The sequence below is a fragment of the Oribacterium parvum ACB1 genome, assembly GCF_000238055.2.
Lineage (GTDB): Bacteria > Bacillota > Clostridia > Lachnospirales > Lachnospiraceae > Oribacterium > Oribacterium parvum.
Genome location: NZ_KE148312.1, coordinates 1,923,078 through 1,941,749 on the forward strand (window position 1 = coordinate 1,923,078; position 18,672 = coordinate 1,941,749).

An 18,672-nucleotide genomic window follows, 5' to 3' on the forward strand; every position below is an offset into this window, starting at 1 on the left:
TTAGGAGAGATGTTTTTGGAAGAGGAAAAGGAAAAAGTACAGGAAGGACAGGTTAGAAAATCCAGACTTCGAAATAAAATAAATCATAAGCGATGGAAGGTCAAGCTTGTGCCGGCCTTTCTTCTTGTGCTTTCCGTTATCGTGTTTTTTATTAAAAAGAATAATAAAGTTAGGGAAACGAAAGCTTCCGGAAATATTTCCACAGAAACGGAATATAAAAACGCACTTCATAACGAAAGAGAGGAAGATCAATTTCTAAGTCCGAGAGCAAAAATAGATATCTATAATCTTGTGAATGAAAAAGATAAGGAAGGATCGTCTATCGGGGAAGCTCTTTATAAAGAAATGATGACGATGGAGAGTCGTTATCTTGCAAGTATTACAGATGAAGCCGGTGAAACCCCGGAGAAGGTGGCAAAAAATCTTGGTGTTAAACGTTCCAGGATAATGGGCAAGTATAACCCTACCGTTCATGGAGATAACGCGGATCATGCCGCGTCCTATCCGATTCCCTATTTTAAAAATATTCATTATCGCTTTTTAAATGGAGATGGGAAGGAAATATCGGATTCCAGTAATGTTAAAGATATTCTAGCAATGGTCTCCGTCTATACTTATAAGCATAATTATATGGATACTGAGCATTTTCGTGAAATTTGTATGGAACTTTACGAAAAATCTCATTCGTATACTTTGTCTATCAGTCCTGTCTATTTTGATCAGGGCTGTGTCAATTTGACGGCTAAAGAAGAGGCGGAAAAGGAAGAGGGGAAATCAACTAAAGAAATTCTCTCGGAGGAAAAAGAAGCTTCCGGAGGAGAGACGGAAGCCTCTGAAGGAGCTTCTGCCATCGTTTCTTCGGAGCGTTCCGGAGAGACAACAACTGCAGTGGAAAGCAGTACGGAAACGCAGACCGAATCAACTACGGAAAAGTACAAAGAAAGAAGAGCAATCATTTGGGAAAGCAGTACGGAAGAGAGCTTTTCACAGGAAACAGAAGACTCATCTTCTTTGGCCAGTCCATCGGATATAGAAAAAGCACAAAATACTAGTGGAAAAAGTTCTTCTTCCACTTCATTACAAAAAAAACATTCAAAGACCGCTTCACAAGATAAAGCTTCTTCTACTCGAGAGAAAAATTATTGTCCGGGGCATGTCGATTTAACCATTACGATTCAGGTAAAAAAGTTTGAAGATCAAAACGGTTTAAAAGAAATCGTTTTGGATTCCGTACAGAAAGATGCAGAGTGGGAAAAAAGTCCATTTTCCCGTTGGAAAGGTTGGAATGAAGAGTGTGTTTCAGCGGTGAAGACACTGATTAATAAAGATTGGTTTACAGAATACGGTCTGAGCTTATCTACTGTTGAAACCAAAACCCCTCTTACTGAGGAAGAAATTTCCCGTTATATGAGTCTGCTTCCTGAGAATTTAAGTGAAGAGCGAAAGCAATTGATTCATTTCTCTTTAACAACTGTCGGAAAGGTACCCTATTACTATGGAGGTAAAGCCGGAAAACAAGGAATTGAAGGAAATGCATTCGGAAAAACAATTTCCGAGCGAGATTACAAGGGAAGAAACAGAAAGGGATTGGATTGCTCGGGCTTTGTACAATGGGCTTACTGGACAGCCACAAATGATTCTTTGGACTTTGTGTCCAGTACAAAGGAATTGATTGGACAAGGCAGGAAGATTAAGCGAAGTGAACTGATACCCGGAGATTTAATCATTCAGCCAAGCGGTGACAGTCATGTGGTGATGTTTCTTTGCTGGACAGAAGAGGGTAGGATGCTCGCTATACATGAAAATGCTACAGCCGGAACAATTTCCGTAGATGAAGTATCTGCAAACTATCCTTATTATAGAAGTATACTTCCATAGGATTGAGCTGCTTTAGTCGTATTTGAAGATTTGATGTTTTGGGGGCAATAAACAAGAATTCTAGCCTATTTTCATCCTTAATACAAAGAAAACTGCTTGACGGGAAAGAGAAAATACTGTAGAGTAGCTTAGATGCCGCATAGCTAGGTTAAAGCAGTGCAAACTCACCAAAGCTAGCGAGTAAATTTATAGGAGGATGTCCTAAATGTATGCAGTTATTGTAAGTGGCGGAAAGCAATACAAAGTCAGTGAAGGCGATGTAATCCGCGTAGAGAAGTTGGAAGTAGAAGAGGGAGCAAAGATTTCTTTTGATCAGGTTCTTCTTATTAACGACGGTTCTCTGAAGATTGGTACTCCCACTGTGAAAGGTGCGAAGGTTTCCGGAACAGTTCTTCAGAACGGTAAGGGCAAGAAGGTTATTGTTTACCGTTATAAGAGAAAGTCCGGATATCACAAGAAGAACGGTCATAGACAGCTCTTTACAGAAGTAAAGATTGAGAAGATCGGTTAATTCGTAACGAGTAGGATGTATAAAACTCGTGTATTACAGGAAGGAGTAAAAAATGGCTCATCATAAGGGTATGGGCTCTACCAAAAACGGTAGAGATTCTAATTCAAAAAGACTTGGTGCGAAAAGAGCAGACGGACAGTTTGTAAAGGCAGGAAATATCCTGTATAAGCAAAACGGCACAAGAATTCATCCGGGTCAAAATGTAGGCTTGGGAAATGATTTTACCTTATTCGCTAAGGTTGACGGTGTTGTAAAGTTCGGCCGATTAGGTAGAGATCGTAAGCAGGTTTCTGTTCTTCCAAGGGCATAAAGAAATGTTAACCCCATGCCGGTTTCCGGTGTGGGGTTTTTTCTTCAATATAAAAGGAGCTTTTATGTTTGCTGATGTAGCAAAAATATATGTAAGAAGTGGTAAGGGAGGAAATGGACACGTTTCTTTCCGTAGAGAACTCTTCGTACCGGCAGGCGGTCCCGATGGAGGAGATGGCGGTAAGGGAGGAGATATCATCGTGGAAGTGGATGATGGATTAAACAGTCTGGAAGCCTTTCGTCATAAAACAAAATATGCGGCCGGAGACGGACAGGAAGGCGACGGCCGGAGGATGCACGGAAAGAACGGTAAGGATCTTGTTTTAAAGGTGCCTGCCGGGACGCTTTTAAAGGATGCGGAAACAGGAAAGTTGATTTCCGATATGAGTGGAGAGAATCGCAGAATTGTTCTTCTTACCGGAGGAAAAGGCGGATTGGGAAATATGCATTTTGCAACGCCTTCCATGCAGGCACCGAAATTTGCTCAGCCCGGACAGGATGCAAGGGAGATTACGCTTCAATTAGAGCTTAGAGTGATTGCGGATGTAGGGCTTCTCGGATTTCCGAATGTAGGAAAATCGACTCTTCTTTCCATGTGCAGTAATGCCAGACCTGAGATAGCAAACTATCATTTTACGACTTTGAACCCGCACCTTGGTGTGGTGAACTTAAAGGGAGACAGAAGCTTTGTTATGGCGGATATCCCGGGACTGATTGAAGGTGCAAGTGACGGAGTTGGACTCGGATTTCAGTTCCTTCGCCATATTCACCGTTGCCGTGTCCTTATACACATTGTAGATGGAGCAGGCTCGGAAGGAAGAGTACCGTTAGAGGATTTAAAGAACATTCATGCCGAGTGTGAAAGCTATGATCCGGAGATTTTAAAGAAGCCGGTTATTGTTGCGGCAAATAAGGTGGAGCTTATCCAATCCGAGGAGCAGGAGAAAGCCCTGAAGGACTTGGAGAAATATTGTAAAGACATGCATTATCCTTTCTTTAAAATATCTGCCGCAAGTAATCAGGGAATTTATCCGCTTCTGGAAGAGGCATATAAGCTTCTGGAAGGAATCGGCAAAGATGAAATGATCTATGAAAGTGAAGTGGATCTGGAAAACCTTGGCGCGGTTGAATCTCTTCCCATTAAGTATGAGCATCCGGAAGAGGGACTTTTCCTTGTAGAAGGCCCGAAGATGGAGAAGATGCTCGGCTATACCAATTTAGAGGCGGAAAAGGGATTCCTCTTCTTCCAGCGTTTTATGGTAGAACAGGGTATTATCAAAGAGCTTAAGAAAATGGGCATGAAGGAAGGCGATACTATTAAGATATTCTCGCATGAATTTGAATATTATGATGATGAAATAGAGGATGAAAACGAGTCCAAGGAGGAATAATGAAGTCCTATATTGCAGATAGCAAGATGCGCGCACGCATTCGCAGTGCGGCGCAAAGCATTGATCCGGTTCTTTCCATCGGAAAAAATGCTTTAACGCCGGAGTTTACTCATTCCGTGGAAGAATATATGGAAAAGCATGAAATCATGAAGATTAATGTGTTGAAGAACTGTGACGAAGACCTTCGTGAGTTGGGAAATACGATTGCAGAGCGTTCCAATACCGAGCTGGTACAGATAATCGGAAGAAAGATAGTACTGTATAAGCCGGCAAAAGAAGAGAAGAATAGAGCTTTTTAATGGATAAAAATAACTTATGTCTAAGTCTTTCCGATATTGAAAGCGGACTATGTTTTCCCTCTGTCCGAAAGCTTGGAATATTAGGTGGAAGCTTCAATCCTATTCATTACGGGCATTTAATCTTGGGAAGAACGGCATTAAAGACGTTGGAAGAGAAAGAAAATGAAGATAACAGGAATAAAAGAAATAGCATAGAGGCTTTTGATTCTGAAAACAGATCAGATTCCTTTCTTTCTAGGGAATGTATAGTATTCTTACCGACAGGAGTGCCGTATCATAAAAAAAACTCGGATTTACTTCCTTTTTCCGAGCGCTCAACGATGCTTTTTTTGGCCCTTAAAGAGGAAAATGAAAGATACCGAAATGACTCGAAGAAAAATCATATCGGAACGAACAGATGCAGTATAGAAAACAAAGAAACTCTGCCATTTTTCTATTCCACTATAGAAGGAGAGCGCAGCGGGAATTCCTATAGCTACGATTCGGCTCTCATTTTAAAAAAAACTTTTCCGAATGCTGAAATATTTTTGATTATCGGAACAGATGAGTTCTTTACTTTGGAAAATTGGTATAAAATAGAAGAGCTTGGTAAAATGCTTCATTTTTTGGTGGCAAATCGAAATGGAGTATCCAAAGAAAGGGAATTAACGGAAAGAAAAAAATTCTTAAATAATGAGTTTGGATTAAGCTGTAGCTTTTTGAATATGAAAAAAATCAACTACTCCAGCTCTTTAATTCGGGAAAAACTGGAAAATGGTGATTCCATAAGCGGTATTCTTCCTGTATCGGTAGAAAAATATATAATGGATAAGAATTTATACCATTAAATCATGGCTATACTCCAATCTCAATTGTATTGGAAGAGGACTTAAAACAGGGAATGGCGCGACAAAATTAAAACTGTCGTTATTTTTACTGCTAATCTGCTCTTTTCAGTTTTTTTGAAATGAATATTAGTAACAAAACCTAGCTACTACTCGCAATAGAATGTGCTTATGGAGGAACTCACTTTGGAAGAAGATAGAGGATATTGGGAACAAGTAAAATTCATTCGCAAGCATTTGAAGGAGCACTTGAATGAGGAACGCTATGAGCACTCCATCAGTGTATCCTTTACCGCGATTGCTCTTGCCATGGCTCACGGCTACGATTTAAAGGCTGCAGAGCTTGCCGGTCTTTGTCATGATTGTGCAAAATATATGGGAAAAAAAGAATTGCTTACGGCTTGTGAAAGAGAACATATTCCTTTGCTGCCGGAATACATTTCTGCCCCGCAGGTCTTACATGGGATATATGGTGCAACGTATGCCAGAAAACATTTTCAAATTCAGAATGAAGAAATATTGTCAGCCATTTATTATCACACTATTGGCAGACCGGCTATGAGTTTATTGGAAAAAATCATTTACCTTGCAGACTATATCGAGGTCAGAAGAGGAAGTAGAGGAGAATTGGACGAAATTCGAAGAATAGCCTTTTCTAATCTGGATAAAGCGATTTATATGAGCTTACGTGCAACAATAGAATATGTTGAGGAAAAGGGACAGAGCTTGTGCACGGAATCGGTAGAAGCATACCGGTACTATAAGGCTTTGCAGGAAGAAGAGCTTCAGAAATGAGATGGAGTTTACTAAATTGAACCGGCGTTTCATGAATTGAATCAGAGTTTAACGAATTATTTTAGCGTTTAACGAGTTTATCTTAGTTAAATAATAGGGAGGAATTTATGGAAAATACCACTTTATTACAAAAAATTATGAATATATTAGAGGAAAAAAAAGCCGGCGATATCATTGCCTTGGACATTTCCGAAATTTCCACCTTGGCAGATTATTTTATTTTGGCATCTGCTGACAATGCCAGGCAGTTAGATGCCCTGGAAGATGCAGTAGAGGATCAAGTTCAATTAGATGGTTTACATAAGGAGGGAGAGAGCAGTTCCGGCTGGATTCTTATGGATTATCGTGATATTGTAGTACATCTCTTTACCAAGGAACAAAGGGAATATTACGATCTTGAAAAGATTTGGTCCGATGCAAAAAAGATTCCTGTATAATTGATTTACAAAGTAAATTTTATTTATGCGTTTTGCCTAAATATTATTAGTTAAATTCGTTTATTATTGTAAAAAATAAAGCGATCTACTCCTTTTAAAATCTAGTAATGGAAAAAATAAATAGTTCTTGCCAATTAGTAGAATTTGCTATATTCTTAACATAGTCTAGATATTCATTATTTTACAGGAAATAATGAAATTTTTTATCGTAATTTTAGGAGGGGTTATGGAAGAAGCAGTAAAGAAAGAAAAATTTCACCACCCGAAAGGTCTATGGCTTGCCTGCATAGGAATGTGCGGATCCAGCTATTTGAAGTATGCGGTTTCGGGATTCTTGATTTTCTTCTACACGTATAGTGTAGCTATGGGAGGCTTGGGATTATCCAAGGAGCAGGCAGGATTGTTGATTTCTGTTGCCACAACAGCCGGTTCTGTGCTTCCCTTACTTGGATCGGTAATCACAGACCGTTTCTTAGGTATTCAGAAGTCCTTACTTATGGCGTTCTTTATGCAGGGAGTTGCATATATGATTTTCTTCCTGTTTACGCCAAACGTTCCTATGGTTATTGTGGGTATTTCCATTAATGTATTTTCTGCAGCATTTATGAATAACAACTTAAGTGCTATTGTAGGAATGCTTTATTCCAAAAAGGAGCATACCAGAAAAGATGCCGCTTATGGAATTTTCTACATGGCTGTAAATATCGGAAGCTTCTTCGGTCCGATTTTTGGTGGAATGTTGACTGACCACTGGATGGCTATTAAGGATGAAGCGGGAAATGTTATCAGCTATGGTTACAAGTACGCTTATCTGATGGTGTCCATCGGTATGTTCCTCGTATTCCTGATTTATCTTTTCCTTATTCCGAAGTGGTTAGGAGAGGTTGGAAAGTATCCTGCAGGAAAGCAGAAGAAGGAAGAGGATGGAACAACTAAGACAGTAAGCAACGAGAAGTTGACAGCTGTTGACAAGAAGCGTATCTTAGGTATGTTCATCATTTTCATCCTTGTTACCGTATATTGGACATGCTATTTCCAGACTTCTTACACCATTAACACTTTGGCTATGGATTACGTTAACTTAAAGGTTGCCGGTTTCCAGGTTCCTGTTGTATGGCTTATTTCTTTCAACGGTATCTTATGTATCATCCTTGCGCCGCTTTTCGGTAACTTATGGATGAGTTTGGGACAAAAGAAGATGGATCCGCCCATTAGCGTAAAGATGGCTGTTGGAATGGCGATTACCGGTCTTGCCTTCTTCATCATTTTAGCCGGATTCAACACCTTACACGGTGTACTGGATAAGACTGTAAAGATGGATCTTTGGTACATGCTTGTAGCTTATACTGTGTTAACTATCGGCGAGCTTTTAGTGTCTCCTGTAGGTATGGCATTATTCAATAAGTTGACCCCGGAGCGGTTCTCCTCTTTGGCAATGAGCTCTTGGTATCTTACATATACTTTCTCCGGTATTGCTTCCGGTTATCTTGTTGCAGTAACGGATAAATGGGGATATGCAAAGATTTTGATTATCCTTGGTTCTTCTCTTTTGATTTGCGGAGCAATCCTTATAGTAATCAAGAGCTTCCTGGAAAAGCTTATGGCAGTAGATAAGCTGGGAGAGGAATAGGATAAGTAAATAGATTCATAGTGAAACTTAGAATAAAAGAATAGCGTAATTGAGAAAGTGCTGAATGGCGAATTTGTCGTTCAGCACTTTTTTTGTTCTTATTATTTTCGTACAAATGTTTGCAATATAATTCTTTTATGCTATAATTTATAAGAACAAAAGTTCGTGAACTAAGATGAAGAGCAGTATCAACTTTATTATTTTGGAGGATGGCATGGGAAGACCAAAGAAGGTATATAGTATAGATAATTTAACAAAAAAGCAGGAAGAAATATATGAGTACATTAAGGATTGTGTACAAAAGAAAAACTATCCTCCATCTGTAAGAGATATCTGTGCAAAAGTAGGCCTTAAATCAACTTCCAGTGTTTTTACTTATTTAAATGATTTAGAAAAGCTTGGTTTAATCAGGAAAGATCCGGCTCATCCTCGAGCAATAGAAATCCTAAATCGTGAGGGTCTTAGCTTAGAGCGAAGAGATACAGAAGATGATGATATAGGAAATATTGCCGATAAATCTGAATTAGTTGAAGATAGAGAAGATACCGTTTCTACCGAGGCTTATGGAGAAGAGATGACAGCGTTACCGATAGTAGGTACAGTGGCTGCAGGAACTCCAATATTTGCAGAAGAGAACATTACCGGTAATATCCCGTTTCCTGTCAACTTGCTTCCGAATCAGGAGAGTTTTATCTTAAAGGTCAAGGGTGACTCCATGATTAATATCGGAATCTTTCATGGAGATTATCTTATAGTAGCTAAGCAAAACACCTGCGCCCAAGGTGAAGTTGTAGTAGCTTTGGTTGATGACAGTGCGACGGTAAAGCGTTTCTATAAGGAAGATGGACATATTCGTTTGCAACCGGAGAATGATGCAATGGATCCGATTATTGTAGAGGATTGTGCAATCTTAGGTAAGGCTGTAGGCCTTATTAGACTCGGTTTATAAGACTGAAGGCTTTATTATGATAGAGAGATGGTCTGAACCCGGATTAGGGGAACATATAGTGGAAAGTCTGCAATTAGAAATAGAAGATGACGGAGAGTTTTTTCGTATTCAAAAAGAAATTACCGAGCTGGATTCTTATTTAAAAAAATATGGTATGAAAGTATCTCTATCCTCCGGGAGAAATGAGAAATACACTTTTAAGCTGGATATTGCAGTAGATCGTTTAAAACGCGATGCCGGAAAGAAAAGAGACTATGGTTCAGCAAAAAAAGTCTCAGATATATTTCTCTATAGCAATTCCCATAAAAGTACTGAAGCTGCAGAATATGCCGGAGTACAGCTCAGAACCTATCAAAGAAGAGTCAAGAAATATAAAGAAGAGAATCGTTGGAATGAAGAAAATACTTCATTTTTCTAGAAAACTAGCTTTCTCCTTCTTCTTTTCTAAGACGAACGACATTTCGTACACTTCTGCGCCGTTCCTCTTCCAGTGCAGCATAATGCTTCTTTGTTGTATTGACATCACTATGTCCCAGTACATCCGCTACAAGGTAAATATCCCCTGTTTCTTGATATAGATTCGTACCATAGCTGCTTCGCAATTTATGCGGAGTAATATGTTTTAATGGTGTTACACGACTGGCGTATTTTTTGACCATTTTTTCTACAGAACGAACGGATATACGTTTGTTCTGCATAGAAAGAAAGAGTGCTTCTTCATGTCCGAGAGCAGGAATCTTCAGCTTTCTTTCTTCTAAATAAGCACGAAGCCCGCTTTCCACCTCATCAGAGAAGTAAATAGTGACATTTTTGCCGCCTTTACGATGAATACGGATGCCGTTATTATTAAAGTCAAGATCGGATAAATTGAGTCCTACACACTCGGAAACACGAATCCCGGTTCCCAACATCAGTTGCATCATGGCAAGATCACGTACATTGTTTTTTTCATGAAATTCACGTTCTTTTTTGCTTAGTTGATGACCGTTTTCCACTTCATCAAGAAATTGGGCGATTTCACCCTGATCCATACGGATAATCTCCTCCTCGGAAAGCTTGGGGAGGGAGAGAAGAGATGCTTTGTTACTACTAATCAAACCTGCTTTATATAAATAGTTGTAGAAACTCTTTAAAGAAGAAATTTTTCGTTTGATGCTCTTATTATGATTTAGTATATCAATGGTTTCCATTTCTCCTTCTGCATTTTCTTTTTCTTTGGTTCTGTATTTAAGATATTCCATATATTCTTCAAGCTCGGGAATAGTAAGATTCTCTACGTCCTGAACCGTAAAGTCGTCGATGGAATCATGTATATTCAGTTCTTCCTTAAGATAGGTAAAAAAAACTTTCAAATCATAAGCATAGGCAATCTTTGTACGAGATGCGGTAATCTGGTCAATTCCGCGGAAAAAAACATTGCAAAATACAGGAAGATCTTTTTGTAATTCTCTAAGCTTTACAGTATTCTTTTTATCCAATTCTTCATGATAGGCTAAAGCCATAGTTCACCTCACATAAATAAGTTAAAAAAATAAGTTAAACAAAACGGTATTTGTCTTATTTAGCATTAAAGGTATAGCTTATTCAGCCATACCCTTATTTTAGCATATAACTATTCGTTAAACAAGAGTTTAGCGAATAGTTATATGCATATCTCTTTTATTCTTTTCTTATAATTTTATGAACTTATATACGTTCTAAAACACTATCTTGGAAATAAATATCACGAAGCCATTTATCTCGAATAAAATATCCATTCAGTTCTATAAATTCGGCTTAGTTTGTCTTTTTCCAAGTCTTTATGGAAAATAAAATCAACATGGGAAATATTTCCAGTCTTCCGGCTAGCATGTCAAAAATCATAACTAGCTTTGAAAAATAAGAATACACAGAAAAATTACTTAGCGGTCCTACTTTTCCAAGTCCCGGTCCTATATTGTTAAAGGTTGCAGAAATTGCGGAAAAATTAGTCAAGAAGTCATACCCGTCAAAACTGATAAGGAAAATGGAAATCATATAAATAAAGCAATAAGCTACCAAATATGTGCTTACGGAACGAACTACGCTGTGATCCAAGCACTTTCCTTCCAGTCTTACCTTTTTTATAGCTTCAGGATGAATAATCAGATGCAATTCCTTTGCGAGGCTCTTTAACAATATTATAAGTCTTGATACCTTAAGTCCTCCACCGGTTGAACCTGCACAGGCTCCACAGATCATAAGGAATAAAATGACCATTTGGGAAGGTACTGCCCACTCATTAAAATCTAATGTAGAAAATCCTGTTGTTGTGATTATACTTCCTACTGTGAAAAAAGCATGATGCAGAGCAAATAAAAATCCCTTTCCAATACTCTGAAAGATATTGAAAGTGATAAACAAAGTGCTTGCCGCTATGATGATAAAATATCCTCTGGCCTCTTCAGAATGAAACGCATCCGAAAACTTCTTTCTCTGAATCAGGTAATATACATTAAAGTTAACTCCGAATAGAATCATAAAAATAGTAATTAAAAACTGGCTAAGCATAGAATAATCCGCCATTCCGGAGTTTCGAATAGCAAAACCTCCGGTTCCTGCTGTACCGAATCCGATACACAGTGCATCAAAGAGAGGCATGCCGGAAAGCAGAAATACAAGAATCATGATAATCGTTAAAATAAAATAGATTTTATATAGTGCTTTTGCCGTATCCGCTACTCTAGGCACCATTTTTGTAACTTCCGGTCCGGGTGACTCCGCTTTCATAATCATCATATTGTAACCGCCGCCAAGTGGTAGTACGGTCAATACCAAGACAAGTACGCCCATTCCTCCTATCCAGTGTGAAAAGGAACGCCAAAATAAAAGACCTTTTCCAAGAGCTTCAACATCGGAAAGAACTGAAGAACCGGTTGTGGTAAATCCGGAGACAATCTCAAATAAAGCATCTATATAGTGCGGAATTCTTCCTGAAATGAAAAAGGGTAAAGCCCCTACCAGGGAAAGAACCACCCAACAAGCCGCCACGATAACAAAGCCCTCTCTCGCATAAAAAGCGATTTTTTTCGGTTTTTTTGCAGTTAGAATATATCCGAGTAAAACGGATGCTGTTCCAATAATGAAAAAGCAAAGGGCAATGTCATTTTCCTTATAAATCAAGGAACAAAGGAGTGGCAAAATCATACTTGCTCCCTCGATTTTCAGTACCCATGCCAGAATATAGACAATCATACTAAAGTTCATAATGGATTCCACTCTCCTCTTCATTATTCATCTTTAAAATATCTCGAAGATCATTGTATCCCGTATTTTTCGTAACAATAATAACTCGGTCTCCCATTTTCATCATATCCGATCCGTTCGGGGTAATCACACGATGATTCCGGATGATTCCGCAAATCAAAACACCATCATTTAATTGAATATCCGATAAAGGAATATTAATCAGATTCGGGTCATTTAAGACACGAAATTCTAGAGCCTCTGCCCTTCCGTCGGCAATTTTATAAAGTGTTTCCACGTTTGATCCCTTGGAATTTTCCAATGCACGAACATAGCGAACAATGCTGTCCGCAATAATCTGTTTCGGGTAGATTACAGAGCCGAGATTCATTTCGCGAATCACATTTTCAAAGGTAATACGGTTTACCTTAGTAATCAATCTGGTTTTTGAAAGTTTTCCGGCATATAGAGAAAGCATAATGTTTTCTTCATCAAAGCCTGTTAAAGAACAAAAGGCATCCGTGGTCTCAATTCCCTCTCTCTTTAACAATTCTTGATCAATACCGTTCCCGTTGATAATACTACAATCCGGCAGTTCTTCCGCTAAAAAATCACAGCGCTCTTTATTGGAATCAATAATCTTCAATTTTAAGTTTAAATGCGTTTCTTCAATATATTTGGCAATATAATAGCTTACTCTTCCACCACCTACAATCATGCAATCACGGATAGGGGTATACTTTAAGCCAAGCTTTAGGAAAAATTCCGTAATGTGCTTTGTCGATGCAATAAAGCTGATTTCATCACCGGCCATAAAGCAGTCAGAGCCTTTCGGGATCAAGACCTCCTCTCCTCTTTCAATGCAGCATACCAAAACATCCAGACCAATCTCCTTTTTCATTTTATAGAAAGGGATACCGACCAGCTGACTTTCTGTCGGAACCTTTGCACGAATCAGGTCCAATCTTCCTCTTGAAAAGCTGTCAATTTTGATTGCAGAAGGGAAACGAAGTAGCCTTTCAATCTCTTTTGCAGCTGCCATTTCCGGATTTATAACCATGGCAAGATTTAATTCATCTCGTAAGTATTTAATTTCCGTTGTATACTGCGGATCACGAATTCTGGCAATGGTGCTGCAATAATGTCCTTCTTTTTTAGCAAAAAGACAACAGAGCATATTGACTTCGTCTTGGTTTGTAGCTGCAATCAATACGTCCGCTTCAGCGATACCCGCTTCTCGAAGCGTCTGTGGCATGGCACCATTTCCATGGACGCCCATGACATCCAAGAAATCCACCGCATGACGAAGTTCCTTTTCATCATTATCAATGATGGTAATGTTATGTCCTTCTTTGTTTAACTGGTCCGCTAAATTCAGACCGACTTTTCCGCAACCGACTACGATAATATTCATTTTATCTTCCTTTTTTACTATTGCATACGCTTCAGATTTCTCTTTTTAAAAAGAAAAAGTCGAAGAATCATTTTTACTGCTTATCATTTCACAAACTTATCATTGCATGAACTTATAAACTACATAAACTTGTAAGTCCATGAACTTTTATCTTTATCCATAATACTCAGTTTTTGACATTTCATTTAATAGTAAAATATCCTCATTTAAAGCTTCTAAAAAATGCACCAGAAGGTCCTTTTTGCGATAAATTCTATGGGAGCATTCGAGTTCATCATAGCGAAAACTCTTTTTACCGCCCTCTTCCATTCTCTTTGTGAAGCGGAGGAGCTCCCGCAAAGGCACATAATAGATTTCATTCCTTTGTGTGAATGACAGGATAATAAAGCTGATTCCGCCCTGCTTCATAAAGTCCTGCATAAAGTCCATCTGATGCGCATGAAGGTTTTGCAAAGGAAGTGAGTCCTTATGGCATTCCTTGGCATCGAAACAAACAGGAATCCCCTGCACTACTCCCACATAGTCCACGGTGGACTTCCGATCAAAGTAGGCAAGGGTGATTTGTTTATGACTCTTATCCAGTTCTATAGGGGTAATCGGGGTAGGAATTTTCTGAATGAGGGCAAGATTTTTTTCTCTATAGAGAGAAATAGTCTGATTCAGCTCCTCTTCCAGAAGAGAGCCTCTTAGCCCTCGTGACTTCCATGTACCCATTTATCCCATTCTCCAATGATTGTATTTCCTGTAAAATAATTGATTCGCATGGCATCACGAACTTCTTCCAATGTTTTATTGGTCGTCTCCTTAGCCTTTTCCGTCCCTTGATATAGAATATCATAGACATCGGAAATACGATTTTCCCACAGCTTTCTCTTCTCTCGAATCGGAGAAAGCATATTTTCCATAACCTTAAGTAAGAATTTCTTGCACTTTACATCACCAAGACCGCCTTTTCTGTAGTGCTCCTTCATTTCCTCGAGATTTTGATACTCCGGAAGGAAGTCTGCGAAATCTTCTTGCTTAGAAAAGGCATCGAGATAAGTAAATACCATATTTCCCTCTACATGACCGGGGTCTGCAATGTTAATGTGTGAAGGATCGGTATACATACTCATAATCTTCGTTTTCACCATCTTCTCATCGTCGGAGAGGTAAATGCCGTTACCGAGAGATTTACTCATCTTTGCCTTACCGTCTATTCCCGGCAGTCTTCTCTGACTGGAATTTTCCGGAAGAAGTATTTCCGGCTCCAAAAGGATTTCTCTCTGATAAAGCTGATTAAAGCGTCGAACAATTTCCTTTGTCTGCTCAATCATGGGCAGCTGATCTTCTCCAACCGGAACGGTTGTGGCTTTAAATGCAGTAATGTCGGCTGCCTGAGATACGGGATAGGTAAAGAAACCGGCAGGAAGTCCTGCTTCGTTATCGTTTTCATTCTCTCCGCTATAGCCCTTCTGCTTCATTTCCACCTTCACGGTCGGGTTACGGCTCAGTCTTTGCGTGGTAACCAGATTTAAGTAGTAGAAGGACAGGGCATGCAGTGCGGGAAGAGCAGATTGAATACAGATAGTACTCTTAGCGGGATCAATACCGACAGAAAGATAGTCTAAAGCCACTTCAATAATGTTATCTCTGATTTTCTTCGGGTTGTCGTAGTTATCGGTTAAGGCCTGGTCATCTGCAATCAAAATATTGATTTCGTCAAACTCTCCGGAGTTTTGCAATTCCACTCTTCTTTGTAAAGATCCTACATAATGCCCAAGATGCAGTTTTCCGGTAGGTCTGTCTCCCGTTAAAATCACTTTGCGCTCATTTTTATTCTTGCTCTTTTCTTCCATTCTGTTAAACTCCTTTATCTATTCTTCTCTTTCGAATGATGAGAAATAATATATCATTTTATAAAAAAGCATCATATGCAAAACACATTTTTCCATTTTAAAATAACTAAGATCTGTTCTTAAATAGCTAAAATGCATTCTTAATGAGCTCAATTTCTTCGCCTAAAATGCAAAGTACATCAAAGCGACAAAGGGTGTCATATAAGGATAAATGTTGTTTTACCAGGTATCCCTCCGCCATGGTTCGAAGAAAACGGATTTTCTTCGGACTTACAGCTTCATAGGGAGAGCTTAAGCTCCCGCTCTTTCTCCCCTTAACTTCTATAAAGCAGAGGTATTCTCCGTCTCTTGCAATAATATCCGTTTCCAAATGGTGAAAGCGAGCATTTCGCTCCAAAATACTATACCCCATTGCTTCCAAATATTCTACCGCCATATTCTCGTACTTTTCTCCGAGAAGATGTGTATTCTTCGCCTTATTACTCTGCATTCGACTTACCTCTCTCGATAAACCGTAGATATATTTTTAAAGAACTGATTATCCATAGGAAGGTCTACAATTCTAGATTACATTCTCTTTAGCAGTTTACTTCTATTTAACTATATAAATTCTTTAAAAAGCTTCTTCTATGAATAGGACAGGGGCCGTGTGTAAGAATGGCTTCTCTATGGACCTTTGTCCCATAGCCCTTATGCTGCTTAAAGCCGTATTTAGGATATTGTTCATCATATTCCAGCATGATATGATCCCTTGTCACCTTAGCTAAGACACTGGCTGCCGCAATGGACAAAGACTTCGCGTCACCGTGAACAATAGCCTTCTGCGTAATCGGAATACCGGGAATCGTCACGGCATCATTTAAAAGAATCTTCGGACTAAGCGAAAAACGCTTCTCCATATCCTTCAGTGCCTCTCTCATAGCTTCATAAGTCGCCTGTAAGATGTTGATTTCATCGATTCTTTCCGGAGAAACAATGCCGATTCCAAAGGCAATGGCTTCTTTCTGTAAGACCTCAAAAAGCGCTTCTCTTCGTTTCTCGGACATCTTCTTCGAGTCATTTAAATAATAAAAGGGATAATCTAAAGGAATCACGGCACAGGCCGCAACCACTGGTCCTGCTAAGGGGCCTCGTCCCGCCTCATCCACTCCTGCTATCGGACTTAAATCGAGTACAGCTCTCTCCTCTTTTCGCATTTCCTCGAGCCGAAGCTCTTCTTTTTCTCTTGCTTTATCGGTCATATCTTATCCTATTAAAATTCATTCCTTTTCGAAGCATGGGAATATTCTTTTATGCGTTGAAAATTCTCATAAATCTATACTTCCATTTGGCTGTCTTCTTCCCATTTCATAGGATGCTCCAAGCTGATTCTTCCCAGTCTTCCGCTTCGAAAATCATCCAGAATCAGTCGGGATACCTTCGTGTAATCAATATCGCCACCCTTTTTGATACAGGCTCTCTTTACGGCAATGGCGTCCATTGCTTCCAAAGCATCTTCCTTTCCCTGCAGTGTTTCACCATAGCGGGAAACAAGGGCGGAGCCGTAATAACGGGTAAGATATTTTAGAAGATAAAAGATAAGCTCTTCTATCGGCAGTATCTCATCGTTAATAGAACCGATGAGAGCTAGATTCAAGCCCACAATCTCTCTTTCAAATTTCGGCCAGGTGATTCCCGGTGTATCGAGAAGCTGTAAGTCTTTTCCGATCTTAATCCACTGAGCCCCCTTAGTGACACCCGGCTTATTTCCGGTTTTCGCCGTAGCCTTTCCCACATAGGCGTTGATAAAGGTGGATTTCCCAACATTCGGAATACCGAGAACCATGGCTTTGATGCTTTGAGAAAGAATCCCTTTTTGCTTCTTTCTTTCTAAAAGCTCAGCACAGCTCTCCATGACAAGCTTACTTACGCCTTTTACACTAGAACGGCTTCTGGCATCCATTTCCATGGTATAGAAGCCCTGCTTCCGAAAGCTTTCCATAAAGCTCTTTGTTCTTGCCGGATCCGCAAGGTCAGCCTTGTTAAAAAGCATGATTCTGGCCTTGTCTTTAGCTAAAATGTCGATTTCCGGGTTACGGGAAGAGTTAGGACAACGGCTGTCTATCACTTCAATAATTGCATCGACAAGGGGTAGATCTTCTTTCATCTTTCTCTTGGCTTTTGCCATATGCCCGGGATACCACTGTATTTTCACTTCCGGCTCCTTTCTATACTATGAGCTTCATTTTCCGAAGAGGAAGCAGGCGAAACCAGACTCTTCCCCGTATCTGCGCAAAATGCACATTTCCAATATTCTGAAAACGACTGTCCTCCGAGGAATCCGTATTGTCTCCAATAAGGAAATACTCGTCTTTCCCAAGCTCTACGGGATTTTTAGCCAAACCCGGTAGAGCGATGGGAGAAATCTTTGTTGTTTCTAAAAGCTCTCCGTTAATATAGATTCTTCCATTTTGAATAATCACGGTTTCGCCGGGAAGACCGACTATCCGTTTCATATTATAAGACTTATCCGCTCTTTGGAACAGCACGATATCCATTCTTTTCGGCTTAATGAATCGATAGCTCAGCTCATCAATGAGAACCGTATCACCTGTGGAAAGTGCGGGCTCCATACTGTGTCCAGAAACCCTGTAAAGGGAGAAGAAGCTGTAAACAATGAACCAGGCCAAAGAAAGAAGAACAAGAATGTCCACCAGAGTATGAATAAACTTTTGAAAAATCGTTCTTTCTTTCATAACACTCCTTAGAAAAAAACAGGTGCTCCGAAAGGAACACCTGTACTGTATGGTTTAAATTACTTCGCAGCCTTAACTTTAGCAGCCTTACCAACACGATCACGAAGGTAGTTCAACTTCGCTCTACGAACCTTACCCTTACGAACTACTTCAATCTTCTCTACGAACGGGCTATGAATCGGCCAGGTCTTCTCAACGCCTACACCGTTACTGGACTTACGAACGGTAAAGGTCTCTCTGTTGGAACCACCCTGAATCTTTAAAACGGTTCCCTCGAAAATCTGGGTTCTCTCTCTGTTACCCTCTTTAATCTTGTTGTATACCTTAATGGTATCTCCTGTGTTGAACGGTGCTAAGGCTTCCTGTCTTAACTGCGCCTGCTCAATTTCTCTAATGATTTCAAAATTTGACATATACAAGTCCTCCAAAACATTCTATGTTCATACACGGTTTCGTCA

Annotated in this window: 21 protein-coding genes; 11 read left to right on the plus strand and 10 right to left on the minus strand. The window is 39.5% G+C overall.

The window, feature by feature from the left end; genetic code table 11:
- The first annotated feature begins 15 nt into the window (after nucleotides 1-15).
- From HMPREF9625_RS08510 to HMPREF9625_RS08560, 11 genes are all read left to right on the plus strand, one after another.
- Nucleotides 16-1,878 (plus strand): C40 family peptidase, encoded by a 1,863-nt coding sequence (locus tag HMPREF9625_RS08510; protein WP_009534285.1) that lies wholly within the window; start codon nucleotides 16-18, stop codon nucleotides 1,876-1,878.
- A gap of 205 nt (nucleotides 1,879-2,083) precedes the next feature.
- Nucleotides 2,084-2,389, plus strand: a complete 306-nt coding sequence (gene rplU / locus HMPREF9625_RS08515) for a 50S ribosomal protein L21 (RefSeq protein WP_009534286.1) — start codon at nucleotides 2,084-2,086, stop codon at nucleotides 2,387-2,389.
- A gap of 52 nt (nucleotides 2,390-2,441) precedes the next feature.
- On the plus strand, nucleotides 2,442-2,699 hold the full coding sequence (gene rpmA, locus HMPREF9625_RS08520; protein WP_009429415.1) for a 50S ribosomal protein L27: 258 nt from the start codon (nucleotides 2,442-2,444) through the stop codon (nucleotides 2,697-2,699).
- Nucleotides 2,700-2,763: 64 nt separating this feature from the next.
- Nucleotides 2,764-4,089: a GTPase ObgE gene (obgE, locus tag HMPREF9625_RS08525; RefSeq protein WP_009534287.1), complete on the plus strand. Its 1,326-nt coding sequence runs from the start codon at nucleotides 2,764-2,766 to the stop codon at nucleotides 4,087-4,089.
- Nucleotides 4,089-4,388, plus strand: coding sequence for a YhbY family RNA-binding protein (locus HMPREF9625_RS08530; RefSeq protein WP_009534288.1), 300 nt, complete (start codon nucleotides 4,089-4,091; stop codon nucleotides 4,386-4,388). The genes obgE and HMPREF9625_RS08530 overlap by 1 nt, the downstream gene beginning before the upstream one ends.
- Nucleotides 4,388-5,215 (plus strand): nicotinate-nicotinamide nucleotide adenylyltransferase, encoded by an 828-nt coding sequence (locus tag HMPREF9625_RS08535; RefSeq protein WP_009534289.1) that lies wholly within the window; start codon nucleotides 4,388-4,390, stop codon nucleotides 5,213-5,215. Before HMPREF9625_RS08530 ends, HMPREF9625_RS08535 begins: the two co-directional genes overlap by 1 nt.
- A gap of 183 nt (nucleotides 5,216-5,398) precedes the next feature.
- A complete protein-coding gene (yqeK, locus tag HMPREF9625_RS08540; protein WP_009534290.1) occupies nucleotides 5,399-6,007 on the plus strand; it encodes a bis(5'-nucleosyl)-tetraphosphatase (symmetrical) YqeK in 609 nt (202 codons plus the stop codon).
- Nucleotides 6,008-6,114: 107 nt separating this feature from the next.
- Entirely contained in the window at nucleotides 6,115-6,444 is a 330-nt protein-coding gene (gene rsfS, locus HMPREF9625_RS08545) for a ribosome silencing factor (RefSeq protein WP_009538312.1), read from the plus strand.
- Between the two features lie 226 nt (nucleotides 6,445-6,670).
- Nucleotides 6,671-8,074, plus strand: a complete 1,404-nt coding sequence (locus HMPREF9625_RS08550) for a peptide MFS transporter (RefSeq protein ID WP_009534292.1) — start codon at nucleotides 6,671-6,673, stop codon at nucleotides 8,072-8,074.
- Between the two features lie 214 nt (nucleotides 8,075-8,288).
- On the plus strand, nucleotides 8,289-9,023 hold the full coding sequence (gene lexA, locus HMPREF9625_RS08555; RefSeq protein WP_009534293.1) for a transcriptional repressor LexA: 735 nt from the start codon (nucleotides 8,289-8,291) through the stop codon (nucleotides 9,021-9,023).
- 16 nt (nucleotides 9,024-9,039) lie between these two features.
- Entirely contained in the window at nucleotides 9,040-9,441 is a 402-nt protein-coding gene (locus HMPREF9625_RS08560; RefSeq protein WP_009534294.1) for a hypothetical protein, read from the plus strand.
- Between the two features lie 4 nt (nucleotides 9,442-9,445).
- Here the strand turns inward: HMPREF9625_RS08560 and HMPREF9625_RS08565 are convergent, their stop codons facing one another.
- The 10 genes from HMPREF9625_RS08565 to rplS form a co-directional block, all read right to left on the minus strand.
- A complete protein-coding gene (locus tag HMPREF9625_RS08565) occupies nucleotides 9,446-10,525 on the minus strand; it encodes a tyrosine-type recombinase/integrase (RefSeq protein WP_009534295.1) in 1,080 nt (359 codons plus the stop codon).
- Between the two features lie 274 nt (nucleotides 10,526-10,799).
- Nucleotides 10,800-12,248 carry a TrkH family potassium uptake protein gene (locus HMPREF9625_RS08570; protein WP_009534296.1) on the minus strand — a complete coding sequence of 483 codons (1,449 nt, stop codon included), beginning with the start codon at nucleotides 12,246-12,248 and terminating at the stop codon, nucleotides 10,800-10,802.
- Entirely contained in the window at nucleotides 12,238-13,641 is a 1,404-nt protein-coding gene (trkA, locus tag HMPREF9625_RS08575) for a Trk system potassium transporter TrkA (protein WP_009534297.1), read from the minus strand. Before trkA ends, HMPREF9625_RS08570 begins: the two co-directional genes overlap by 11 nt.
- Nucleotides 13,642-13,794: 153 nt before the next feature.
- Nucleotides 13,795-14,355 carry a Holliday junction resolvase RecU gene (locus HMPREF9625_RS08580; protein WP_009534298.1) on the minus strand — a complete coding sequence of 187 codons (561 nt, stop codon included), beginning with the start codon at nucleotides 14,353-14,355 and terminating at the stop codon, nucleotides 13,795-13,797.
- The gene (gene trpS / locus HMPREF9625_RS08585) at nucleotides 14,328-15,479 is read right to left on the minus strand and encodes a tryptophan--tRNA ligase (RefSeq protein ID WP_009534299.1); all 1,152 of its coding nucleotides are present in this window, start codon (nucleotides 15,477-15,479) and stop codon (nucleotides 14,328-14,330) included. The genes HMPREF9625_RS08580 and trpS overlap by 28 nt, the downstream gene beginning before the upstream one ends.
- Before the next feature lie 127 nt (nucleotides 15,480-15,606).
- Nucleotides 15,607-15,969, minus strand: a complete 363-nt coding sequence (locus HMPREF9625_RS08590; protein WP_009534300.1) for a YraN family protein — start codon at nucleotides 15,967-15,969, stop codon at nucleotides 15,607-15,609.
- A 106-nt stretch (nucleotides 15,970-16,075) separates the two neighbouring features.
- Nucleotides 16,076-16,720 (minus strand): ribonuclease HII, encoded by a 645-nt coding sequence (locus tag HMPREF9625_RS08595; RefSeq protein ID WP_009534301.1) that lies wholly within the window; start codon nucleotides 16,718-16,720, stop codon nucleotides 16,076-16,078.
- Nucleotides 16,721-16,794: 74 nt separating this feature from the next.
- On the minus strand, nucleotides 16,795-17,673 hold the full coding sequence (gene ylqF / locus HMPREF9625_RS08600) for a ribosome biogenesis GTPase YlqF (RefSeq protein WP_009534302.1): 879 nt from the start codon (nucleotides 17,671-17,673) through the stop codon (nucleotides 16,795-16,797).
- Between the two features lie 13 nt (nucleotides 17,674-17,686).
- Entirely contained in the window at nucleotides 17,687-18,214 is a 528-nt protein-coding gene (lepB, locus tag HMPREF9625_RS08605) for a signal peptidase I (protein WP_009534303.1), read from the minus strand.
- A gap of 59 nt (nucleotides 18,215-18,273) precedes the next feature.
- Entirely contained in the window at nucleotides 18,274-18,627 is a 354-nt protein-coding gene (rplS, locus tag HMPREF9625_RS08610; RefSeq protein WP_009429342.1) for a 50S ribosomal protein L19, read from the minus strand.
- Between the last annotated feature and the right edge of the window lie 45 nt (nucleotides 18,628-18,672).